We start from the raw sequence: 18,568 nt of genomic DNA, 5'->3' as shown, positions 1-18,568 counted from the left end.
CGTTAAGCGAATAGAACTAGCAAGGGATAAGCATGGTCAGCATTGATACTTACAACGCGTGCGTTGACTTCCCCATTTTCGACGCCAAATCGCGGTCGATGAAGAAGGCGTTCCTCGGCGCCGCGGGTGGTGCGATTGGCCGCAATGACTCCAATGTCGTGGTCATTGAGGCGCTGAAGGACATCAACATCCATCTGCGCGAGGGCGACCGCGTCGGCTTGGTTGGCCACAACGGAGCGGGTAAGTCCACGCTGCTGCGACTGCTGTCGGGCATCTATGAGCCCACGCGCGGTGCCGCCGATGTGCGCGGCCGTGTGGCTCCGGTGTTCGACCTCGGTGTCGGCATGGACCCGGAGATCTCAGGCCTGGAAAACATCATCATCCGCGGTCTGTTCCTGGGGCAGACGCGCAAGCAGATGAAATCCAAGCTCGACGAAATCGCAGAGTTCACCGAACTCGGCGACTACCTGCACATGCCACTGCGCACCTACTCCACCGGTATGCGCGTGCGACTGGCGCTCGGCGTGGTCACGTCCATTGAGCCGGAGATTTTGCTTCTCGACGAAGGCATCGGAGCCGTCGACGCCGCATTCATGGCGAAGGCCCGGACGAAGTTGACCGAATTGGTCGATCGCTCCGGTCTGCTGGTGTTTGCGTCGCACTCAAATGAGTTCCTGGCGCAGCTGTGCGACACGGCGCTGTGGATTGATCACGGTACGGTTCGACAGGCAGGGCTTGTCGACGAAGTGGTCGAAGCCTACGAAGGTAAAGAGGCCGCCGACCAGGTGCGCCGCGTGCTCGCGCAGCGACGGTAGCAGCTTCGCCGGGAGTCCGGGCGCGGTTCCCCCATCGTGGCCGAGCGAGCGGCTCGCGGGCAGCCGGCCGGCGGCTGGCGGGCGGCACGGATGCTTGGAATTGCTCACCCGGAGCAACATGGCAAGATAGACAGCAATAAAAACAGTAATAAACGGTACGTCCCCGATGGAGAACGAAGTGAGCGAAAACTCGGCTGACCACCCAAATCACGATGAGGCAGCAACGGCCGCAATCGTGGTGACTCACAACCGCATCGAGGACCTGCGCCAATCGCTTCCCATCGTTGCCAGCCAGACCCACATGCCGAAGTGGCTCATCATCGTCGACAACGGCAACGACCCGAAGGTCAAGGAACTCGCCGAGCAGGTGGCGGCGCAGCAGTCGTCGGAAAGCGGATCGGCGCCGGAGATTCACTACGTCGGTTCCAAGACGAACCTGGGCGGCGCTGGTGGTTTCGCACTGGGTATGCTGACTGCGCTGTCGCTGGGCGCGGAGTGGATTTGGTGCGCCGATGATGACGGGCGCCCGGAGGACTCCTACGTGCTGAAGGCGCTGCACAGCTGCGCGCGACGTCACCAGCTCGACGCTGTCTCGCCGGTGGTCTGCGACATTAAGGCCCCGAACAAGCTGGCATTCCCCCTGCGCCGCGGGCTGGTGTGGCGCCGTCATCGCGAGGAGCTTTTCGAAAGCGGCATCAACCCCAAACTCCCGGAAGTACGCGACTCCGAGGGCACGAAGTGGTTCACCAATTTCGCAGATCAGAAGGCTGCTACCGGGCTCGAACTGCCTAGCGACCTCGAGACCATCGACGGCAACCACGATCTCCTGCCCGGCATCGCATCCCTGTTCAACGGCGCGCTGTTTAGCGCCCGCTCGCTGGAACAGCTCGGCGTTCCCGACTACCGCCTATTCATCCGCGGCGACGAGGTCGAATTCCACCGCCGCCTGGTCCGCTCCGGCCTCCGGTTCGGCACATGCTTGACGACGGCCTACCTGCACCCCTCCGGCTCGGGTGAATTTGTGCCCATTCTCGGCGGCAAGATGCACACGCAGTACCCGACCAACGACTTCAAGCGCTACTTCACCTACCGCAACCGCGGCTACCTGATGAGCCAGCCCGGCATGCGCAAGCTCATGCCACAGGAGTTCCTGCGCTTCGGCTGGTTCTTCCTGGTCCAGCGCCGCGATGTCCGCGGCTTCTACCGCTGGTTCAAGCTACTGAAGCAGGGGCGCGCGGAGAACTTCGAGCGCTTCGATCCAAAGTCGAAGTAGTTCGGGCTGGCGTTGCGGCTGGTGGGGCTGAGGCTGTGGCGCTGGCCTGGAGCGCAGACGTTGCGGCTGGTGGGGCTGAGGCTGAGGCGCTGGCCTGCATATTTGATCTCGCCCGGGTCGTGTAGTCCGCATTTCGAGTGCTCAGTGCGCAAAAGTGTTACCTAACCCCTGGTTCCCTTCTCCTCCACTGACATATCGATGAGGTATTCACTCATCGATGCGCTACAGCCTGCGCATAAGTGAATAGTCCTACGATAAGTGCGCGGGCCAGGCCAACAGCGTGGCCATAAGTCCTGAAAAGTCATCGACAAGTGGCGGAAAGTTGGCCATAAGTCAGCACAATTGCAACAGGTCAGCAGCTGAACTTAGCCTGAGTCGCGCGAGGCCGGTGCATTTTCCAGAAGCTGCAAACGCTGCTTACGCTCCTGGATTCTGGACTCACGGAGCTGCCGATCTTTATACGGGACAGTGGCTTGACGAAAACGCCCAACTTCGGACGAAAATACCAATCCACCTGCCTGAATGCGCTGCCTCTGCCGAATAGCGAACTGTCGCAAGACCTCCACGCAGTCCCCATTAATGACCTGTGACCATTGGAAGCGGAGTACATCTAAGTGGAGGTTTCGCAGACGCTTCTCGCGAGCTTGCTCTTTCAGAAGCACAGTCTCCGTAGCTGCTACCCCGCCACCGGAATACTTAGTCAGCCCATCGAACTCAATGATCAAATTCAGATGAGGCACATAAAAATCGACGCGCCCAATGAATCCTTCACTGTCATAGAACTCGACCTGCTGCATGAGCACGCATTTTTCGTCGTAAAGCGTGGCAATTCCTGAGTCGATTATGCATTTCTTTGTGATCGACTCACCGATGGTTTCGCTGTGTTCGCTGGCAGTTCGAAGTAGCTCGCGGGCGCGACGGGTCCCCGGCGAACGTGGGTAATTTGTGAGGACGGTGTGCAGTTCTTCGAGGTCACACCACTGTCGCAGTGCGGTGTCAACGATGATTGGCCCGTTTTCGGACTCGGCGGTGCGGCAGATATCGATGACGGTTTTCGGCACATCTGTAACGCAGCGCCCACCAATGCGAACGATGTCTTGTTCGAGGATTCTGCCACTGACATGGCGCAATCCGCCGCCAGGTCGGCGCAGGCCGGAATTGGCAAGCGCGATTGTGGCATTTCGAACAAGCAACGGGATGCCATGCAACGCAGCGGCTGCTTCGCCCGTAATGATTGTCCCGGAACCTGGCTTGACCAGTGCCTTTATCTGTAGTTGAAAACGTTCGAATGCTGACAGCGCATTCCAGCGAGAGCACTCGATGTAGGTGCCGTACGCCAGTCTGAGCAGGGATCCATCTCGAATATTTGCGCTTCCGACGTGCCCGTGCAGATTATCCAGCTCTGACTTGGCACTGACATATTCACAAGGATGCTTGATTTGTTTCTGCGAAGCCGCGTGGATGAGGCCATCGGAATCGTAAGTCCAGTTAGGCATTGGTTTAGGCACGCTCCCCGAGGTGGGCTACAGGAATTCACGCATTGGAATTAGTGCCTTTAGTTATGGTCGACCCCGCGGAAATTGGCAGCAGAAAAGCCGCCGAATTGCCCGTTTCTGTGGACAATTTGGCGGCTGTGGATAACTAGCTGCGGACACCCAGCTGTCGCTTACTTAATACTTGGCGCCGTCCTCAACTGCGAGACCGAACGGAATGCCGGTGTCTGACGGCCAGTACTTCTCGTCAGCTGAGAAGCTAATCGTTGCCCTTTCCCCATCGCTGTGGCGATTTGGGTTAATCACGACATGGTCAATAGTGCGTGTCTCAGTTTCATTACTTCCTGCAAGCGTTGCTGTCACTTCAGTTGGCTGGTCGAGAACCAGAATCGCAAATTGTCGATTGTCGGCAGCATGGGGGTTGGGATCCTCACGCTGCTGATAAGCGAGAACCTCGGCTCGGTTCTGGAAAACCTTCACGGTACCGGTTACGGTCTGCTGGCCGCTGGTTCCATTGCTCGACCCCTGCGGACTAGAACCCGACGCCCCGGACTGCGAACCCGAACCAGCCCCCGACCCCGAAGCCGACCGCCCCGCCGTCGGATTCGGGCCGCCGTTGCCACCGTTACCACCATCAGCGCCAGCACCATTCGAGCCCGAGCCCGAGCCCGGCGCGCAGTCATTACCAGCAGCAATGGCCTCGACGACATCCAGGTTGTCAACCGGAATCCAGTTAAACTGTTCGAACTCCCCGGCACCCGGATTCGCAGGCGTTTCCACCAGCTCATTGCCCTGGCGCGTCACCAGCAAATCTTCCTGATCGCGCCCCATCCTCTCTGCAGAAAACGAGAACATACCCGGCTGACCAGTAGCTCGCTGAAGAGCGCGACGTACACCGCCCACAGAAGTCACGCCGTCATGGTAGGAATTCTGAAACTGAATTTCCTGACCATTCTCGTCAACGCCGTAGACACCAATCGCATCAATTTCGGCGCTCATCGCACTTGTGCCATAGTTCAGCACCAGCTCGGGCACGCACCCATCATCAAGATGCACGAGCGCATATTTCATCGCCCCACCGGGGCTAACTTCTCCGACAAAAGTCTGCAGTGGCGCCGGGTTCGCCAGCACCTGCTTGTACACAACGACGGCCTTCTCCGCCTGCGCCTGCACCTGCGCATCGCCATTTTCGCTTGACGACGACGCCCCACCCTCGGCAGCCGCCGAATCGCCACCTCGATCCCCAGAAACCTGGAGGAAAAGGAACAGAGCCAGCAACAGGATAATCAGCACCAATAGCACCAAAATGGCGATGAGCTGCTTGCGGGTTTTGCCACCTGAGCTAGTCGAAGGCGTGGGTGTGTGCGTGGTCATGATTGAAGAACTACTCGCCTTGGAAGAACTTTTCCCAGTTGTCTTCGCTGGTCAAAGATGGCACGGCGGCACGCCACTGCTTCGCAAGGTCGTCCCACTTGGAGGACAGTTCGCGCATGAGGCTGATGGTCTCGGCGCGCATGGACTTTTCCTTATCCAGGTCGCGGACCAGGTGACGCACTCCGTTCTGGGAGGCATCGGTGACCCAGACATCGTCGAACGTGGAAATGTGCCACCAGAAGGAGTCCTCGAAGGCCACAGCCACCGGACCAGGGCGCTTCTTACCCATCTGCGTATAAGCCAAACGCTTTGCCATCGTCTTGTTTTCACTGGAGATTTCGTGTGACGGTGGGCGAACCGGAGTCAGACCACCCGGCATCTCGTGCATCGGCAGCAGCTCGGTCTCCGGGAAGTTCTTTCGACCAGCAGAAATGCGTGCGAAGTCGCCCTGCGATGCGTTCTTCAGCACCTCCGGGCCACGCAGCAGGTCACGAACAGCTTCCATCTGCGTCCAGGCCAGGCCGTAGCGCATGGAGACCAGGTTCGAGAGGATTCGTCGTGAAGCGACGTTGACCATGTCCTTTGCGGTGACATCGCCGTGCATGGTGGCGGCGATGAGGGAGTTGCGCAGGCCGAAGTACTGGGCGGCGTTTTCGATGTCCTTCCAGTAGAAATCGGCGTGCCAGACGGCGGCGCCCGGAATGGTGTCAGTCGGGTAGCCGGCCTTGGCGGCGCGGAAGCCGTAGTCGATGTCGTCGTACTGGAAGAACAGCGGCAGCGCCAGGCCAATCTTCTTAATGACCTCGGACGGCACCAGGCAGGTCCACCAGGCGTTGTAGTCAACGCCCAGGCGACGCAGCTGGTGGTACTTGCGCACGTCCACGTCGGCGTAACCGAACTTGGGGTCGTTCTCCTCGACGGTCAGCGCCTTCCAGTTGTAGGTCTCACCGGTGCGGAAGAGGCTGGTCGGGTTGAACAGGAAGAGCATCTGCGCACCGAGCAGCATCGGCTTTTCCGCGCATACGGCCAGGGCGGATAGGCGCAGGGTGGTTTCGGGCTCGGGGCGGATGTCGTCGTCGGTAAGCAGAACCATGCAGTCGCCCGCAGCGGTGGCGTCGCGCATGCCGCGGGAGAAACCGCCGGCGCCGCCGAGGTTTGGCTGGTGGACAACGTTCAGGCGCTCGCCGAGGATCTCCTTGGCCCAGATGAAGTCGGCTTCGTCAGCCGGGTGCTGTTCGCCCTGGTCAACGACGCGGATGGTGCGAACGCGCTCAAGGGCTGGCAGGTCCTCAGCCAGCGTGGCGACGGTTCGAGCACAGTCAACCGGTCGGTTGTAAGAACAAATGACCAGGTCAGTCGGAATATCGCGCTTGATAGCCGACTTGGGCACAACATAGCGGACATCGGAAATCTTTGCGCCTGCGTCCTCGGTGTCGAAGCGCAGGTGAATGGCACCGCCATCGGCGAAGCGGTCCAGCGGGACGGTCAGGCGAACCTCTTCATTGGCAGAACCCGACATCGGCGAGTGCTCACCGGTCCAGTTGCCGTCGGCATCCGAGCCACCCGCTGCCCAGGAGTCCTCCAATCGGAGGTGGCCCCCAATATCCTCGGTGTAGGCCAGCACACGCGCGGAACCGACCACGCGCGCACGGATTTCGACCTGCTTAATTGAGGTCCAGCGCTGCCAGTAAGAAGCTCGGAAGCGCCCGAAGTAGGTGTCAGTGCGCACTACGGTGTGGCGACCGAGCGTGATCGAGTTACGGGTGGCCTGCACCGAGCTGTCGTAGGCGCCAACGCCTTCGACTCGGTAGTACAAATCCGGCTCCACCCAGTCTGCGGGCGGAGCAAACAGCACGCGCTGAATAGTCAGCATGTCAACATCGGTTTCGGCGGTCAGCTGAGTGGATTCCTTATTAGAAGCAGTCGAAGTCACGTCCCCCAGCGTATCGCGCTATTTCACACGGAAGATGAATACACGCTGAATGATGAAGTTAATTACCGTCGCAACGCCCTGTGCGACGACGAATGCGCCGAACTGTGCCCACTGCGCGTTCCAGTCCCAGGATTCGACGAGCCAGGGCTGCAACACGTTGAAGATGCCGACCTGGGTGGCGTAGGTAATCAGGTACAGCACCGCAACTGCCAGCACCTTCTTCGCCGAGGACTTCGACTTGAAGGTCCAGCGGCTGTTAATGATGTACGCCGTAATCGTGCCGAAAACCCAGCCGACCGTCTTGCCCCAGAAGTTGGTCGCCCCGAAGGCGTTGAGCATGATGAACGTCAGGCCGAAGTCCACCACCGCCGCGATGACGCCGGAGATGATAAAGCGCATCATCTGCACTTTCAGTCCGTGCTCGTCCTTGGTCTCCGTCGCCATTGGCACTGCGGCCGAGTCCTCTACGACAAAACCGTTTTCGTGGGAGCCGTTTCCGAGCTTGCCGTTGTCGCGGTTCGGGTTTTCATTTGCTGTTTCATTCGCTGACACGCCTAGGAATTCTAGGCCACCGGCCAGCTAACAAACAGCCAGCGCGAACATAAACAGGCAATAAAGAGGAGAAAAGAACTAACGCCGCAGCGCCTCACGCAGCAGATCCAGCCGCTCCACCGGCGAGAGCGCATCCTCCCCAGCTAGCCCCAACGCGCTCATCTCCGCCCAGCTAGCCGCCGCCAATTCCTCAACGTCCTCGCCGGATAGCGGGATGCCCTCGTCGCTCTCCCAGCCGAGGCGCTCCATGACATGCGCCGCCACATCATGCCGTAGCTCATCCGAGGTCAGCGCCGCCAAGCACAGCAGCTCCACCAATGCCGCATCGTGCCCGGCTGGGTCTTTCTCGGCGTCCTCTATAGGCAATGCGCGCAATCGCTTAACGACGCTCTCCCCCGCCTCCCCGGTCAATTCCAGCGCGGTTGATTCCGACCTCTGCAGGTCCAGAGCCTGTAACAGGGGCACGAATTCAAACACCCCCGACCTCTCGATGATGTCCACCACATCAGCACGAGCGGTGGCCAGCGTATTTTGAATAGAGTCCCGCCCGGTCAATTCCCTATTGATTGCGGCAATATCTACCGGCTCCTCCGCGTCCACATCTCCCAGTGCGCGGATAGAGCCCGAGCCACCGATACACAGGGCATCCGGGGTGGCCTCATCGCGGGCAAAAGCTTCTCTGACCTGCAAGGTATGTTCCCACAAGCCCCACTGCCAGATAAGGGTATCGCCGGGACTTTGCAGCACCTCGGCAACTGTGGTGGACAGGGGAACATCGACGACTCCGACCGCTGCGGGTCTGCCGCCAGTCACCAGCTGCGCCGCAGACTCCACCGCAGAGCCGGGCAAATGGAACTTCGTCGGCACGCTTTCCTCGCCCCACCCAAAGATGACCGCTAACACGCGGGACAGGCTTCGCAGATCCATCTGGTCATTGACCCCGAAGACGCGGTGGGCGCTGCACGGTTCTTCCTCCAAAGAGGCACCGATAATGAGCGTGGCCGGTTCCGTGGCCACGCGAACGCCCGGGAAGGCGACTACGTTATCGGTCTGTGCTGCCATACCTCACAGCGTACGCAGGAAAAACAATGTGGCCTGGATAGCAAAAACTCGCTACAATGCGCGCGTTTTTACCAGTGGAATCTGGCGCGGCTCCGCGCCCCACGGCTCTACCAAGTACTTGCGACGCAGGCGCTGCGACTCCACCGCGGTCCACTGCGCCACCAGCTCTTCTACCCCGCGGGCAAGCCCCAGCACCGGCCCTGCGACTTTTTCGCCAACATGCGGAAAATCAATAACCTCCACGTCGTTGACCTTGGGAAACCGCGGCTCCGTCAGATTTCCCTTGCCGGGCTTGGCCTTCTCTTCCTTCGCGGCAGCGCGCAGCTGCCCGATGTGGTCACGAATGCCGGCCACGGATGCCGGCAGGTCAATCACCGTGGCCCCCGCCTGCTCAATCGCTTGCGATAGCAAGTCCGCACCCTCAGCACCCTCAGCGCTCTCTGCCGCAGCGTCACCGTCACCATCGCCCGCGGTCACAGACGCAACAAAGCAACCGGTGAGCAGATTGGTGGCGGTCTCCAGGGCTCCGTCGTCAAGCGGATCCACCAGCCATGCACCCGACAACCTCTCGCCTGCAAAGGACGGCGAGAGCTCCACATGCCAAATGACAACGGGCGATGTGGAACTACATACGGCAAGGGTCTGCGGAGTAGCAGCAGGCGTGGAAGTCATGAGGTTGATGGTATCGCGAGTGACGGATCCCACGCGGGGTAGCCTTTATCGCATGTTCGACTTTTTCAAGAAGAAGCCGCGTGAAACCATCAACATGGCCGCCGAGTACACCAACACCCCGCTGTCGAACCAGATGGTCATGCTGTTCGCCGAGGAACTGCCCATCCTCGACAGCAAGGAACGCGCACAGGTCTACCGCGCACTCGAGGCGTACGACGGCCCGCAGATCACCTCGCAGGAAATGCTGCCGGAAGAGATCCGAAAAATTATGGATCTATAGTCTCTCCGCACATTTCGCTTGCTTTCCGACGGCCCGTGCGCGACCTCAAGCGTGACCAACACCTCGGAGCGTCACGGGCGACGGAGCCGGTGCAAAGGGGTAGCCTAGCCTTGATGTCCACTAACACTAACGGCAAGTCCAGCACCGATGCTTCGAACGGTGCCTACGGAGCCGTACACACAGAAGCCAGGACCCTGACCGGTTGGGGTCGTACCGCCCCCGCTAAGTCCCAGGTGCTGTCGACGCCGGACTTGGATGAAATCGTTAACGCCGTCAAGGCTGTCGCAGACCAGAACTCCGACAAGCCTGCCCACCTGCGCCGCGGTGTAATTGCCCGCGGTATGGGCCGCTCTTACGGCGACCCCGCCCAGAACTCGGGCGGTCTGGTCATCGACATGCAGAAGCTCAACAAGATCCACTCCATTGACCAGGAGTCGGCGATTGTTGATGTCGACGGCGGTGTCACGCTGGACCAGCTGATGAAGGCCGCACTGCCCTACGGCCTGTGGGTGCCGGTGCTGCCGGGAACTCGCCAGGTCACTATCGGTGGTGCCATTGGTCCGGATATTCACGGTAAGAACCACCACTCCGCAGGTTCCTTCGGCAACCACGTGCTGTCGATGGAGCTGCTGGTCGCTGACGGCCGTATCCTGCACCTTGAGCCGGAGGGCTCTGCAGACGACCCGGACGGCAAGCTGTTCTGGGCAACCGTCGGCGGCATGGGCCTGACCGGCATTATTGTCCGCGCTCGGATCAAGATGACCAAGACCGAGACGGCCTACTTCATCGCCGATACGGACCGCACGAATAACCTCGACGAGACCGTGGCATTCCACTCCGATGGCTCGGAGCACAACTACACGTATTCCTCCGCGTGGTTCGACGTCATCTCCCCGGAGCCAAAGCTGGGCCGCTCCACTATTTCCCGCGGTTCGCTCGCAACCTTGGCGCAGCTGGAGGAATTCGCCCCGAAGCTGGCCAAAGATCCGTTGAAGTTCAACGCTCCGCAGCTGATGACGGTTCCGGATATCTTCCCGAACTTCACCATGAACAAGCTTTCCCTCATGGCTATCGGTGAGGCCTACTACTTCATGGGCGCCCCGGCGCGTAACCAGGTCAAAAACCTCACGCAGTTCTACCAGCCGCTGGACCTCATCGGCGAGTGGAACCGTGGTTACGGCTCCAACGGCTTCCTGCAGTACCAGTTCGTGGTGCCGACCGACGCCGTCGAGCCTTTCAAGGACATCATCCGGGACATGCAGCGCTCCGGCCACTACTCCGCGCTCAACGTGTTCAAGCTCTTTGGCCCCGGCAACAAGGCCCCACTGTCCTACCCGATGCCGGGTTGGAACGTCTGCGTGGACTTCCCGATCAAGCCGGGTCTCGGCGCCTTCCTCGATGATCTGGACAAGCGCGTCATGGAGTTCGGCGGCCGCCTCTACCTGGCCAAGGAGTCGCGCACTTCCGCCGCTAACTTCCACCAGATGTACCCCGAGATGCAGAGCTGGCTGGACACCCGCAATGAGATCGATCCGCACGGTGTCTTCGCCTCTGACATGTCGCGTCGACTGGAACTGCACTAAAAGAACCGAGAGGATTTAAGCCCCAATGATTAATGCTGTAGGCGCTGCCCAGTCCATCCTGCTGCTCGGCGGCACTAGTGAAATCGGTCTGGCCATTACCGCCGAGTTCCTGAAGAAGGGCCCAGCCAAGGTCATCCTGGCTTCCCTGCCGAACGATCCGCTGCGCGAGGCCTCCGCTGAAAAGATGAAGGCCGCCGGCGCTTCCGAGGTGGTCACCCTCGACTTCGACGCAACGGACTTCGACTCCCACCCGGAGGTCGTCGATAAGGCATTTGCCGACGGCGACGTGGACATCTGCATCGTCGCGTTCGGCATGCTTGGCGACGCCGAGGAGCTCTGGCAGAACCAGCGCAAGGCCGTCCTGGCTGCGAACATCAACTACACCGGCGCGATGTCGATGGGTGTTCTGGTTGGCCAGAAGTTCAAGGCGCAGGGCCATGGTCAGTTCATTGCCATGTCCTCCGTCGCTGGTGAGCGCGTGCGCCGCTCCAACTTTGTCTACGGTTCCACCAAGGCCGGCCTGGATGGTTTCTACCTGAACCTGGGCGAGGCCCTGGAGGAGTACGGCGTCAAGACCCTGGTTATCCGCCCTGGTCAGGTACGTACCCGTATGTCCGCTGACGTGGACGAGGCCCCGCTGACTGTGAACAAGGAAGATGTCGCCAAGCTCGCGGTGAAGTCCGTCGAGGCCGGTAAGACACTGGTCTGGGCTCCGCCGGCATTCCAGCTGGTGATGATGGTGCTGAAGCACATTCCGCGCCCGATCTTCAAGAAGCTGCCGATTTAAAAGCGAGACTCGGGGGACTCGATGGAACTCGGCGGAGCTTGACGGGGCTTGACGGGCTGACGTACCCACCTTTAGCTCCGCCGTTCGTCGGAGTCCGGTTCCTGTGCAAAACTTGAGGGCATGGTAGACAAGCAGGCCGAAACCTCGAGCGCTGACACCACGGGTGCCGACAACACTAGCGCCAACACAACGGGCGCACGATCCTACAGTGAGCTGGTTGACGAAGATCGCTACGAAATCTTCAACGATGACCAGCTCTCCCTCAAGGCTGCTCTGACCTACCTGTTCGCAGCGCTTGTGGGCGGTTCGGTTATCGCTCTAGCGTCCTGGTTTGTGTTCCACCGCCTGTCGCTGCCGGCCTTTGGCGGCTCGCAGCTGACCAGGGCAGTCGCAACAGCGCTGATTGTCATCACGCTGACGCTCACCACCGTCCTGCTGTATTTCTTCGCCACCAAGGGCAAAGATAATCGCCCCCGGTGGCTAACGTGGTTGACGTATCTGATGGCTTACATGTCACCGGCCATTTTGGTGGTCTCTGCCGTCGGCCTACCGATGGGCTCGACCAGGCTGTGGTTGGACGGTCTGTCCGTCGACCAGGAGTTCCGCACTGAATACCTCACCAGGATGGCCTCGGAGCCTGGCCTGCATGACATGTCGTACATCGACATCCCGTCTTTCTACCCCGCTGGTTGGTTTTTCCTGGGCGGACGCCTGGCCAATATCCTGGGCATTGCCGGCTGGGAGGTCTTCCAGCCCTGGGCATTGATTACACTCGCTGCCGCTGGCTGTGTTTTGGTCCCGGTGTGGCAACGCCTGAGTGGCTCCCTGCCCGTGGCCACTGGCATTGCGCTGACAACCACGGCGGTCGCCCTGGCGACTGTCGCCGATGAGCCCTACGCCGCAGTCGTTGCTATGGGTCTTCCGGCGATGACCGTGATGGCCTGGCGCGGTCTCACCGGCGCCTGGTCCGCCATGTTTGGCGTGCTCGTCTTCCTGGGTATTTCTGCGACCTTCTACACTCTTTACACTGCCGTAGGCGCGCTTATTGTGGTCGTGTTGGCCGTGGTCGCGTGGACGTCGTCAAGCTCTTGGATGCCTGTAGTGCGTCTGATCATTATGGGCGTGGGATCGATGCTGATTGCGGCGACGGTGTGGGGGCCGTACATGCTGGCGGTTGCGACGGGGGCACCGCGCTCGGGCGCGACAGCGACGCACTACCTGCCCCCGGAGGGCGCGCAGCTGCCTTTGCCGATGCTCGCCGCCAGCGTAATCGGTGTGCTGTGTTTCATCGGTGTCGTGCGCATGCTGGTCAGCGCCACGGAGCCGGATGCCCGCGCGCTCGGCCTGGGCACGCTGGTGCTCTATGGCTGGGTAGTTGCCTCGATGGTGGCGACGTTGCTCGGACGCACACTGCTGGGGTTCCGCCTCACCGCACCGATTACGTTTATGTTGATTGCGGCTGGTGTGGTCGCGCTTGCCGACGCCCGTCTCAACGGCATCGAGAAGTATTGGCCGCAGGCGGCACCAGCTCACATTGCCAAGCGCGTTTCCGCGGTAATGGCGGCAGTCTTGCTGCTGGCGGGCATTGGCTACGCGCAGTCGATTCCGAATAAGTTGCATGGTGCCATCGACTTGGCGCATACCGACACCGACGGTAACGGCGAGCGCGCGGACCGCTTCCCACCGAATGCCGGGGCGTGGTACTCAGCGGTGGACCAAACGCTGAAGGAGGCCGGGCTCGATCCGGCCCAGACAGTGGTGCTGACGGATGAGAAGAATTTCCAAGCACTCTATCCCTGGTATGGATTCCAGGCACTGACCAGCCACTACGCTAACCCTCTGGGTGAGTTTGACCGCCGTAATCAGGCATTGGAGGAATGGTCGGAGATTCGCGATCCCGATGAGCTCGTGCAGGCCATGGATGCAACGCCGTGGCGCGGACCGGATGCCATTGTGCTGCGGGGCGAGGTTGAGACACCTGATGCCGAGGATGCCGCTCCACTGACGTTGGACATCGCGGATGATATCTATCCGAACAATCCGAATGTGGTCTTCCGGAGCCTGAATTTTGCCCGCTCTGCATTTGAGAAGCACTGGGAGCTAAACCAGGTCGGCCCGTTCGTAGTGGCGGTTCGCAAGTAGGTATTGGGCGGCTATCCCCTGCTGTAAACGTGATTCCTGTTACTAATGTGGAAACTGTGATGTAACTTTCGCGTTGCAAACTCAAAGAAAAACGCCAATTACCGTAGTATCTTTCCTTGTGACTGCCGAAACTAAAGAAATCAAAGAAAGTGTCGACGGCTCACCCGAAGTGACCATCGACCGCGTGGAGAGACCGCCTATGGACGGCCCCTCTCCTACGACACTGACTCGTTGGACAGCGATTATCGCTGGAATCGTCGGTTTCATTTGCTTTGTCATCACACCGTTCCTCCCGGTCGTGAATACTCAGTCCTCCGTGTCTTGGCCTCAGCGCGACACACTGAACTCAGTGGATGCACCGCTTATGGCGCAGGCACCGTTGGATCTGAGCGTCGATCTGCCTCTGTCCCTGACGGATGAACTTTCCGACAAACGGACGACCCTGTTGTCGACTATCCCCCCGACCGCGGATAAGCCGACCAAACGGGGCCTGATGGTGCGTTCGGGCAAGGACGGCCTCGACGTCATTCTGCGCGACAGCGTGGTGATGAGCCTGGATAAGAAGGAGCTTGCCAGCAACAAGGGCAAGATCCTGGAGATCCGCTCAAACGAGCATGAGACCACCGTCAACATCGACGGCGCCAAGAACTCAGATGGTGAGAAGCTCACCGCCACCACACACGGCGATTACCGTCCGCAGGTCACCGGTATCTACACTGACCTGCCCGCTGACGGTGACGCGGCCAAGGCCGTAGCCGATGGACTCGATGTCCACATGAACATCGACTCCCGCTACACCTCACACCCGACAGTGGTGAAGTACATCGTCATGTACTTGGGTCTGCTTCTGACGCTGGCTTCCCTGGTCGCGTTGGCTCGCATTGACCGTATCGACGGTTCCCCTTTCACTCCGCTGTTCAAGCGCGGTGCGTTGAAGCCGACTCCGCTGGACATCCTGGTCGGCACGATTTTGGTTGTTTGGCACTTCATCGGTGGCAACACCTCCGATGACGGTTACATCTTCACCATGGCGCGCGTCTCCGACGAGTCGGGCTACATGGCGAACTACTACCGTTGGTTCGGCGCTCCTGAGTCACCGTTCGGCAGCCCCTACTACGACCTGCTGTCGCTGATGGTGAAGGTGTCCACCTCGTCTCTGTGGATGCGACTTCCTGCGCTGCTGTCCGCACTGCTGGTGTGGTTCATTATTTCCCGAATGGTTATCCCGCGCCTCGGCGAGAAGATTGCCCAGCGCCGGGTGGCCTACTGGTCTGCTGCTGGTGTGCTGTTGGCCTTCTGGCTGCCGTACAACAACGGACTGCGCCCGGAGCCGGTCATTGCTCTGGGATCCCTGCTGACCTGGGTATTTATCGAGCGCGCAATTCTAACTCGACGCCTGCTGCCAGCTGCAGTCGCAGTGGTTATCGCCACGCTGGCACTGGGCTCGGGCCCAACGGGCCTAATGGCAGTTGCTGCCCTGCTCGCAGGCATCCCGATGCTGGTGCGCATTGTCGTTGAGCGCCATAAGGCTCTCGGTGGTGGTTGGCAGGCCCCACTGATGCAGATTGCACCGTTCCTGGCTGCGGGCACCGCCATCTTGGTCGGTGTCTTCGGCGACCAGACTTTGGCCACGGTCCGCGAGTCCATTCGCGTCCGCAGCATCATCGGCCCGTCGGAGCCTTGGTACAACGAGTACGTCCGCTACTACTGGCTGGTGCTGCAGTCGGTCGACGGCGCCTTCCCGCGTCGTTTCCCGGTTCTGATTGCACTGGCGTGCTTGAGCATCACGATTGCCGCGCTGCTTCGTCACCGCACCGTTCCGGGGGCTCTGGCCGGTCCGTCGGCACGCCTGGTGTTCATGTTCATCGGCACCATGTTCTTCCTGACCTTCACGCCGACAAAGTGGACGCACCACTTCGGCGTGTACGCGGGCATCGCGGCTTCCCTGGCAGCACTTGCCGCTATGGCCATTAGCCATTGGGTAGCAGGTAACCCGCGCAACCAGCTGTTCTTTGCCGGTGGTTTCACCTTCATCCTCGCTTTCTCGCTGATGGGCATTAACGGCTGGTGGTATGTGTCGTCCTACGGTGTGCCGTGGTTCGACAAGACTATTCAGTTGCGCGGCCACCAGCTGGGTTCAGCAGTATTGGCTCTAGCCTTGCTACTGCTGCTGGCTGGTGCCGTAATGAACTTCGTCCAGGAGTTCCGCACCAAGCCGAAGTCGCAGGAAAAGTCGGCACGCGCGCGCCGCATCAATGCAGTTGCATCGTCCCCGATTGCGGTGACGACGCTGCTGGTGACGATGTTCATGGTGGCTTCACTGGGCAAGGGCGCAGTATCGCAGTACCCGGCATACTCGGTCGCCGCGGGCAATATCCGCTCCTTGGCTGGTCAGACATGTAATATGGCGAGCGATGTGCTGATGGAAACCGATCCGAACGATGGCTTCCTGAATACCGTCGATGGCAAGCCGCTAGCGGAATCGTTGCGCGGTGGCGGCAAGAACCGTGGCTTCGACCCGAACGGCGTCCCGTCAAATATGAAGGCCGAAGCTGTGGACACCAGCCAGAGCCAGGCAAGTACTGCCGACACTGATGATCAATCTACTGATCCGGAAGCCACAGTTGAGGGCGGTTCCGCGTCGGGCACCGACGGCGGCAAGCGCGCCGACAAGGGTGTCAACGGCTCGCAGGTCGAGCTGCCATTTGGCTTGGATCCGGATAAGGTGCCGGTGCTTGGCTCCTACTCCGAGGACATTCAGCGTCCTGCAAGCCTGGAAACTTCCTGGTTCCAGCTGCCTGAGATTGACGAGGCCCACCCGCTACTCGTCGTATCGGCGGCCGGCCGTATCTTCCACCACGACATCAACGGTGTGGCTCAGCAGGGTCGCAAGCTGGTGGCACAGTACGGTCGCAAGGGCGGCGACGAGGATGGCTTCGAGGTCCTCTCCGAGTCGGAGCCGATTGATATCGGCCCTGCTCCGACCTGGCGTAACCTGCGCTTCCTGACCGAGGAGATCCCAGAGGGAGCTACCGCTGTGCGACTGGTAGCGGAGGACAATGACGTCTCCGAGGATCAGTGGCTGGCGCTGACCCCTCCTCGCCTGGCCGAGCTGCAGTCGATGACTGATGTCATTTCGCCGGAAACTGCGACTATCCCGGACTGGCCGGTTGCCTTCCAGTTCCCGTGCCAGCGTCCGTTCGACCACTACGCAGGTGTCGCAGAGCTTCCGGAGTACCGCATCACTCCGGACCGTGGCCTGAAGGTCGTCGGTGCAGATGTCTGGCAGTCGGTCGATGGCGGTGGTCCGCTCGGATTCTCCGACGCTGTGAATGAGGCTACGTCCGTACCGACTTACCTCAAGAACGACTGGCGCCGCGACTGGGGTTCCGTCGAGAAGCTCTCGCCGCGTCCGAATAAGGACAAGGTCAAGCCGGATGTCGCCGAAATTGAGTATGAAGATATCACTCGCTCGGGTCTATACTCGCCCGGGAAGATGATTGTGAAGGATCCCTAGGCGAAAGAGCCTCGGTGCCTCCTTCACCTAAGGAGACCGAGTGACTGCACAAACCCGTTCCATCGTTGTCGCCGCAATGGTTGTGACTGACCCGGTGGGACGGGTTTTGTGCGTTCGTAAGCGGGGCACGGATACGTTCATGCTGCCCGGCGGCAAGTTCGAGCCGGGTGAGTCCGTCGATCACCCGGAGGTCACCGCCGCGCGCGAAGTCTCCGAGGAGCTCGGCGTGGACATCGAGCTATCGCAGCTGCGTCCGTGGAATATCGCCCGTGCGGCCGCCGCCAACGAGGCGGGCTTCGAGGTCGTCGGCCACCATGTGCGCTATGTCGGCGAGTTCACCGATGAGCTGGCGAACGTTCAGCCCCACGCCGAAATTGAAGAGGTCCGCTGGCTCGACCCCTGGCTACCGACCGGGAAAATCGCCCCTATGCTGGTCGAAACCACTCTGCCGAAGCTCCGCGAAGAGCTGCCCCAGCTTGCCGCTGGCCGTGAGCAGCCACAGCGCGCACTGTCGTCACTGACTGTCTTCTGCGGCTCCGGCTTCGGCAACGATCCCGCCTGGCGCGTCACCGCCGAACGCCTCGGCCAGACACTCGCGGAAAATCGGGTGGAGCTCGTCTACGGGGGCGCGGCGATTGGTCTTATGGGCACGGTTGCTAACGCGTCGCTTGACGACGGCGGCAGTGTCACCGGTGTCATCCCCGAGGTCCTGGTCAAGAAGGAAATTGCCCATCCGCGGCTGACTCACCTGGAAACTGTTGCGACTATGGCCGACCGCAAGTCGCGCATGTATGAGCTTGGCGATGCTTTTGTTGCGCTCCCCGGCGGCGCGGGCACGCTGGAGGAGTTCTTCGAAGTGTGGACCCAGCAGCACCTGGGGATTCATGCCAAGCCAGTGGCGTTGCTGGGCCCTTCGGGCTTTTGGGAGCCGCTGTTGGCTCTGCTCCGCAACGTTGTGGATGCGGGTTTTGTGCGGCCGGAGCTTCTCGATGCGCTTATTGTCGTCGACGACGTCGACAAGCTCCTGCCTGCGTTGATTGCGTGGCGTGCGGGGCGGACGAAGTTTTAGCCCGACCCCAGACCCC

14 protein-coding genes are annotated in these 18,568 nt (G+C 60.5%); 8 read left to right on the top strand and 6 right to left on the bottom strand.

Going from position 1 to position 18,568, the window contains the following annotated elements; all coding sequences use genetic code 11:
• Positions 1 to 32: 32 nt before the first annotated feature.
• Positions 33 to 815, top strand: coding sequence for an ABC transporter ATP-binding protein (locus CHU70_RS04920; RefSeq protein ID WP_005510871.1), 783 nt, complete (start codon positions 33 to 35; stop codon positions 813 to 815).
• Between the two features lie 166 nt (positions 816 to 981).
• Positions 982 to 2,088: a glycosyltransferase gene (locus CHU70_RS04915; RefSeq protein WP_049189777.1), complete on the top strand. Its 1,107-nt coding sequence runs from the start codon at positions 982 to 984 to the stop codon at positions 2,086 to 2,088.
• A 365-nt stretch (positions 2,089 to 2,453) separates the two neighbouring features.
• Here the strand turns inward: CHU70_RS04915 and CHU70_RS04910 are convergent, their stop codons facing one another.
• From CHU70_RS04910 to CHU70_RS04885, 6 genes are all read right to left on the bottom strand, one after another.
• Positions 2,454 to 3,584: a hypothetical protein gene (locus CHU70_RS04910; protein ID WP_147719256.1), complete on the bottom strand. Its 1,131-nt coding sequence runs from the start codon at positions 3,582 to 3,584 to the stop codon at positions 2,454 to 2,456.
• Positions 3,585 to 3,758: 174 nt separating this feature from the next.
• Positions 3,759 to 4,955, bottom strand: a complete 1,197-nt coding sequence (locus tag CHU70_RS04905; protein WP_147719257.1) for a hypothetical protein — start codon at positions 4,953 to 4,955, stop codon at positions 3,759 to 3,761.
• A 10-nt stretch (positions 4,956 to 4,965) separates the two neighbouring features.
• Positions 4,966 to 6,888, bottom strand: a complete 1,923-nt coding sequence (locus CHU70_RS04900) for a glycosyltransferase (protein ID WP_070595838.1) — start codon at positions 6,886 to 6,888, stop codon at positions 4,966 to 4,968.
• An 18-nt stretch (positions 6,889 to 6,906) separates the two neighbouring features.
• Positions 6,907 to 7,440, bottom strand: a complete 534-nt coding sequence (locus tag CHU70_RS04895; protein ID WP_053087276.1) for a GtrA family protein — start codon at positions 7,438 to 7,440, stop codon at positions 6,907 to 6,909.
• A 78-nt stretch (positions 7,441 to 7,518) separates the two neighbouring features.
• Positions 7,519 to 8,502 carry a hypothetical protein gene (locus CHU70_RS04890; protein ID WP_049172474.1) on the bottom strand — a complete coding sequence of 328 codons (984 nt, stop codon included), beginning with the start codon at positions 8,500 to 8,502 and terminating at the stop codon, positions 7,519 to 7,521.
• A gap of 51 nt (positions 8,503 to 8,553) precedes the next feature.
• Positions 8,554 to 9,207, bottom strand: a complete 654-nt coding sequence (locus CHU70_RS04885; RefSeq protein WP_048732041.1) for a hypothetical protein — start codon at positions 9,205 to 9,207, stop codon at positions 8,554 to 8,556.
• A 19-nt stretch (positions 9,208 to 9,226) separates the two neighbouring features.
• Here CHU70_RS04885 and CHU70_RS04880 point away from each other — a divergent pair, with 19 nt between their 5' ends.
• From CHU70_RS04880 to CHU70_RS04855, 6 genes are all read left to right on the top strand, one after another.
• The gene (locus CHU70_RS04880; RefSeq protein ID WP_005510976.1) at positions 9,227 to 9,454 is read left to right on the top strand and encodes a hypothetical protein; all 228 of its coding nucleotides are present in this window, start codon (positions 9,227 to 9,229) and stop codon (positions 9,452 to 9,454) included.
• A 113-nt stretch (positions 9,455 to 9,567) separates the two neighbouring features.
• A complete protein-coding gene (locus tag CHU70_RS04875; RefSeq protein ID WP_049193891.1) occupies positions 9,568 to 11,037 on the top strand; it encodes an FAD-binding oxidoreductase in 1,470 nt (489 codons plus the stop codon).
• Between the two features lie 25 nt (positions 11,038 to 11,062).
• Positions 11,063 to 11,824: a decaprenylphospho-beta-D-erythro-pentofuranosid-2-ulose 2-reductase gene (locus tag CHU70_RS04870; RefSeq protein WP_049189783.1), complete on the top strand. Its 762-nt coding sequence runs from the start codon at positions 11,063 to 11,065 to the stop codon at positions 11,822 to 11,824.
• Between the two features lie 120 nt (positions 11,825 to 11,944).
• Positions 11,945 to 13,966 carry a galactan 5-O-arabinofuranosyltransferase gene (locus tag CHU70_RS04865; protein ID WP_147739779.1) on the top strand — a complete coding sequence of 674 codons (2,022 nt, stop codon included), beginning with the start codon at positions 11,945 to 11,947 and terminating at the stop codon, positions 13,964 to 13,966.
• Between the two features lie 118 nt (positions 13,967 to 14,084).
• Positions 14,085 to 17,483, top strand: coding sequence for an arabinosyltransferase domain-containing protein (locus CHU70_RS04860; protein ID WP_147719259.1), 3,399 nt, complete (start codon positions 14,085 to 14,087; stop codon positions 17,481 to 17,483).
• A gap of 40 nt (positions 17,484 to 17,523) precedes the next feature.
• A complete protein-coding gene (locus tag CHU70_RS04855) occupies positions 17,524 to 18,552 on the top strand; it encodes a TIGR00730 family Rossman fold protein (protein WP_147719260.1) in 1,029 nt (342 codons plus the stop codon).
• The last annotated feature ends 16 nt before the right edge of the window (positions 18,553 to 18,568 follow it).

Origin of the sequence: Corynebacterium sp. LK10 (assembly GCF_008042455.1) — a bacterium.
In the GTDB taxonomy this organism is placed as follows: domain Bacteria; phylum Actinomycetota; class Actinomycetes; order Mycobacteriales; family Mycobacteriaceae; genus Corynebacterium; species Corynebacterium jeikeium_D.
Note: the sequence above shows the minus strand (reverse complement) of the source record. Positions and strands in the feature narration are given on the sequence as shown.

What these genes read in the sequence shown, in the direction of transcription:
- CHU70_RS04890 (WP_049172474.1), bottom strand. Translation starts at nt 8,502, where the DNA reads ATGGCAGCACAGACCGATAACGTAGTCGCCTTCCCGGGCGTTCGCGTG.
- CHU70_RS04910 (WP_147719256.1), bottom strand. Translation starts at nt 3,584, where the DNA reads ATGCCTAACTGGACTTACGATTCCGATGGCCTCATCCACGCGGCTTCG.
- CHU70_RS04870 (WP_049189783.1), top strand. Translation starts at nt 11,063, where the DNA reads ATGATTAATGCTGTAGGCGCTGCCCAGTCCATCCTGCTGCTCGGCGGC.
- CHU70_RS04880 (WP_005510976.1), top strand. Translation starts at nt 9,227, where the DNA reads ATGTTCGACTTTTTCAAGAAGAAGCCGCGTGAAACCATCAACATGGCC.
- CHU70_RS04915 (WP_049189777.1), top strand. Translation starts at nt 982, where the DNA reads ATGGAGAACGAAGTGAGCGAAAACTCGGCTGACCACCCAAATCACGAT.
- CHU70_RS04905 (WP_147719257.1), bottom strand. Translation starts at nt 4,955, where the DNA reads ATGACCACGCACACACCCACGCCTTCGACTAGCTCAGGTGGCAAAACC.
- CHU70_RS04865 (WP_147739779.1), top strand. Translation starts at nt 11,945, where the DNA reads ATGGTAGACAAGCAGGCCGAAACCTCGAGCGCTGACACCACGGGTGCC.
- CHU70_RS04875 (WP_049193891.1), top strand. Translation starts at nt 9,568, where the DNA reads ATGTCCACTAACACTAACGGCAAGTCCAGCACCGATGCTTCGAACGGT.
- CHU70_RS04920 (WP_005510871.1), top strand. Translation starts at nt 33, where the DNA reads ATGGTCAGCATTGATACTTACAACGCGTGCGTTGACTTCCCCATTTTC.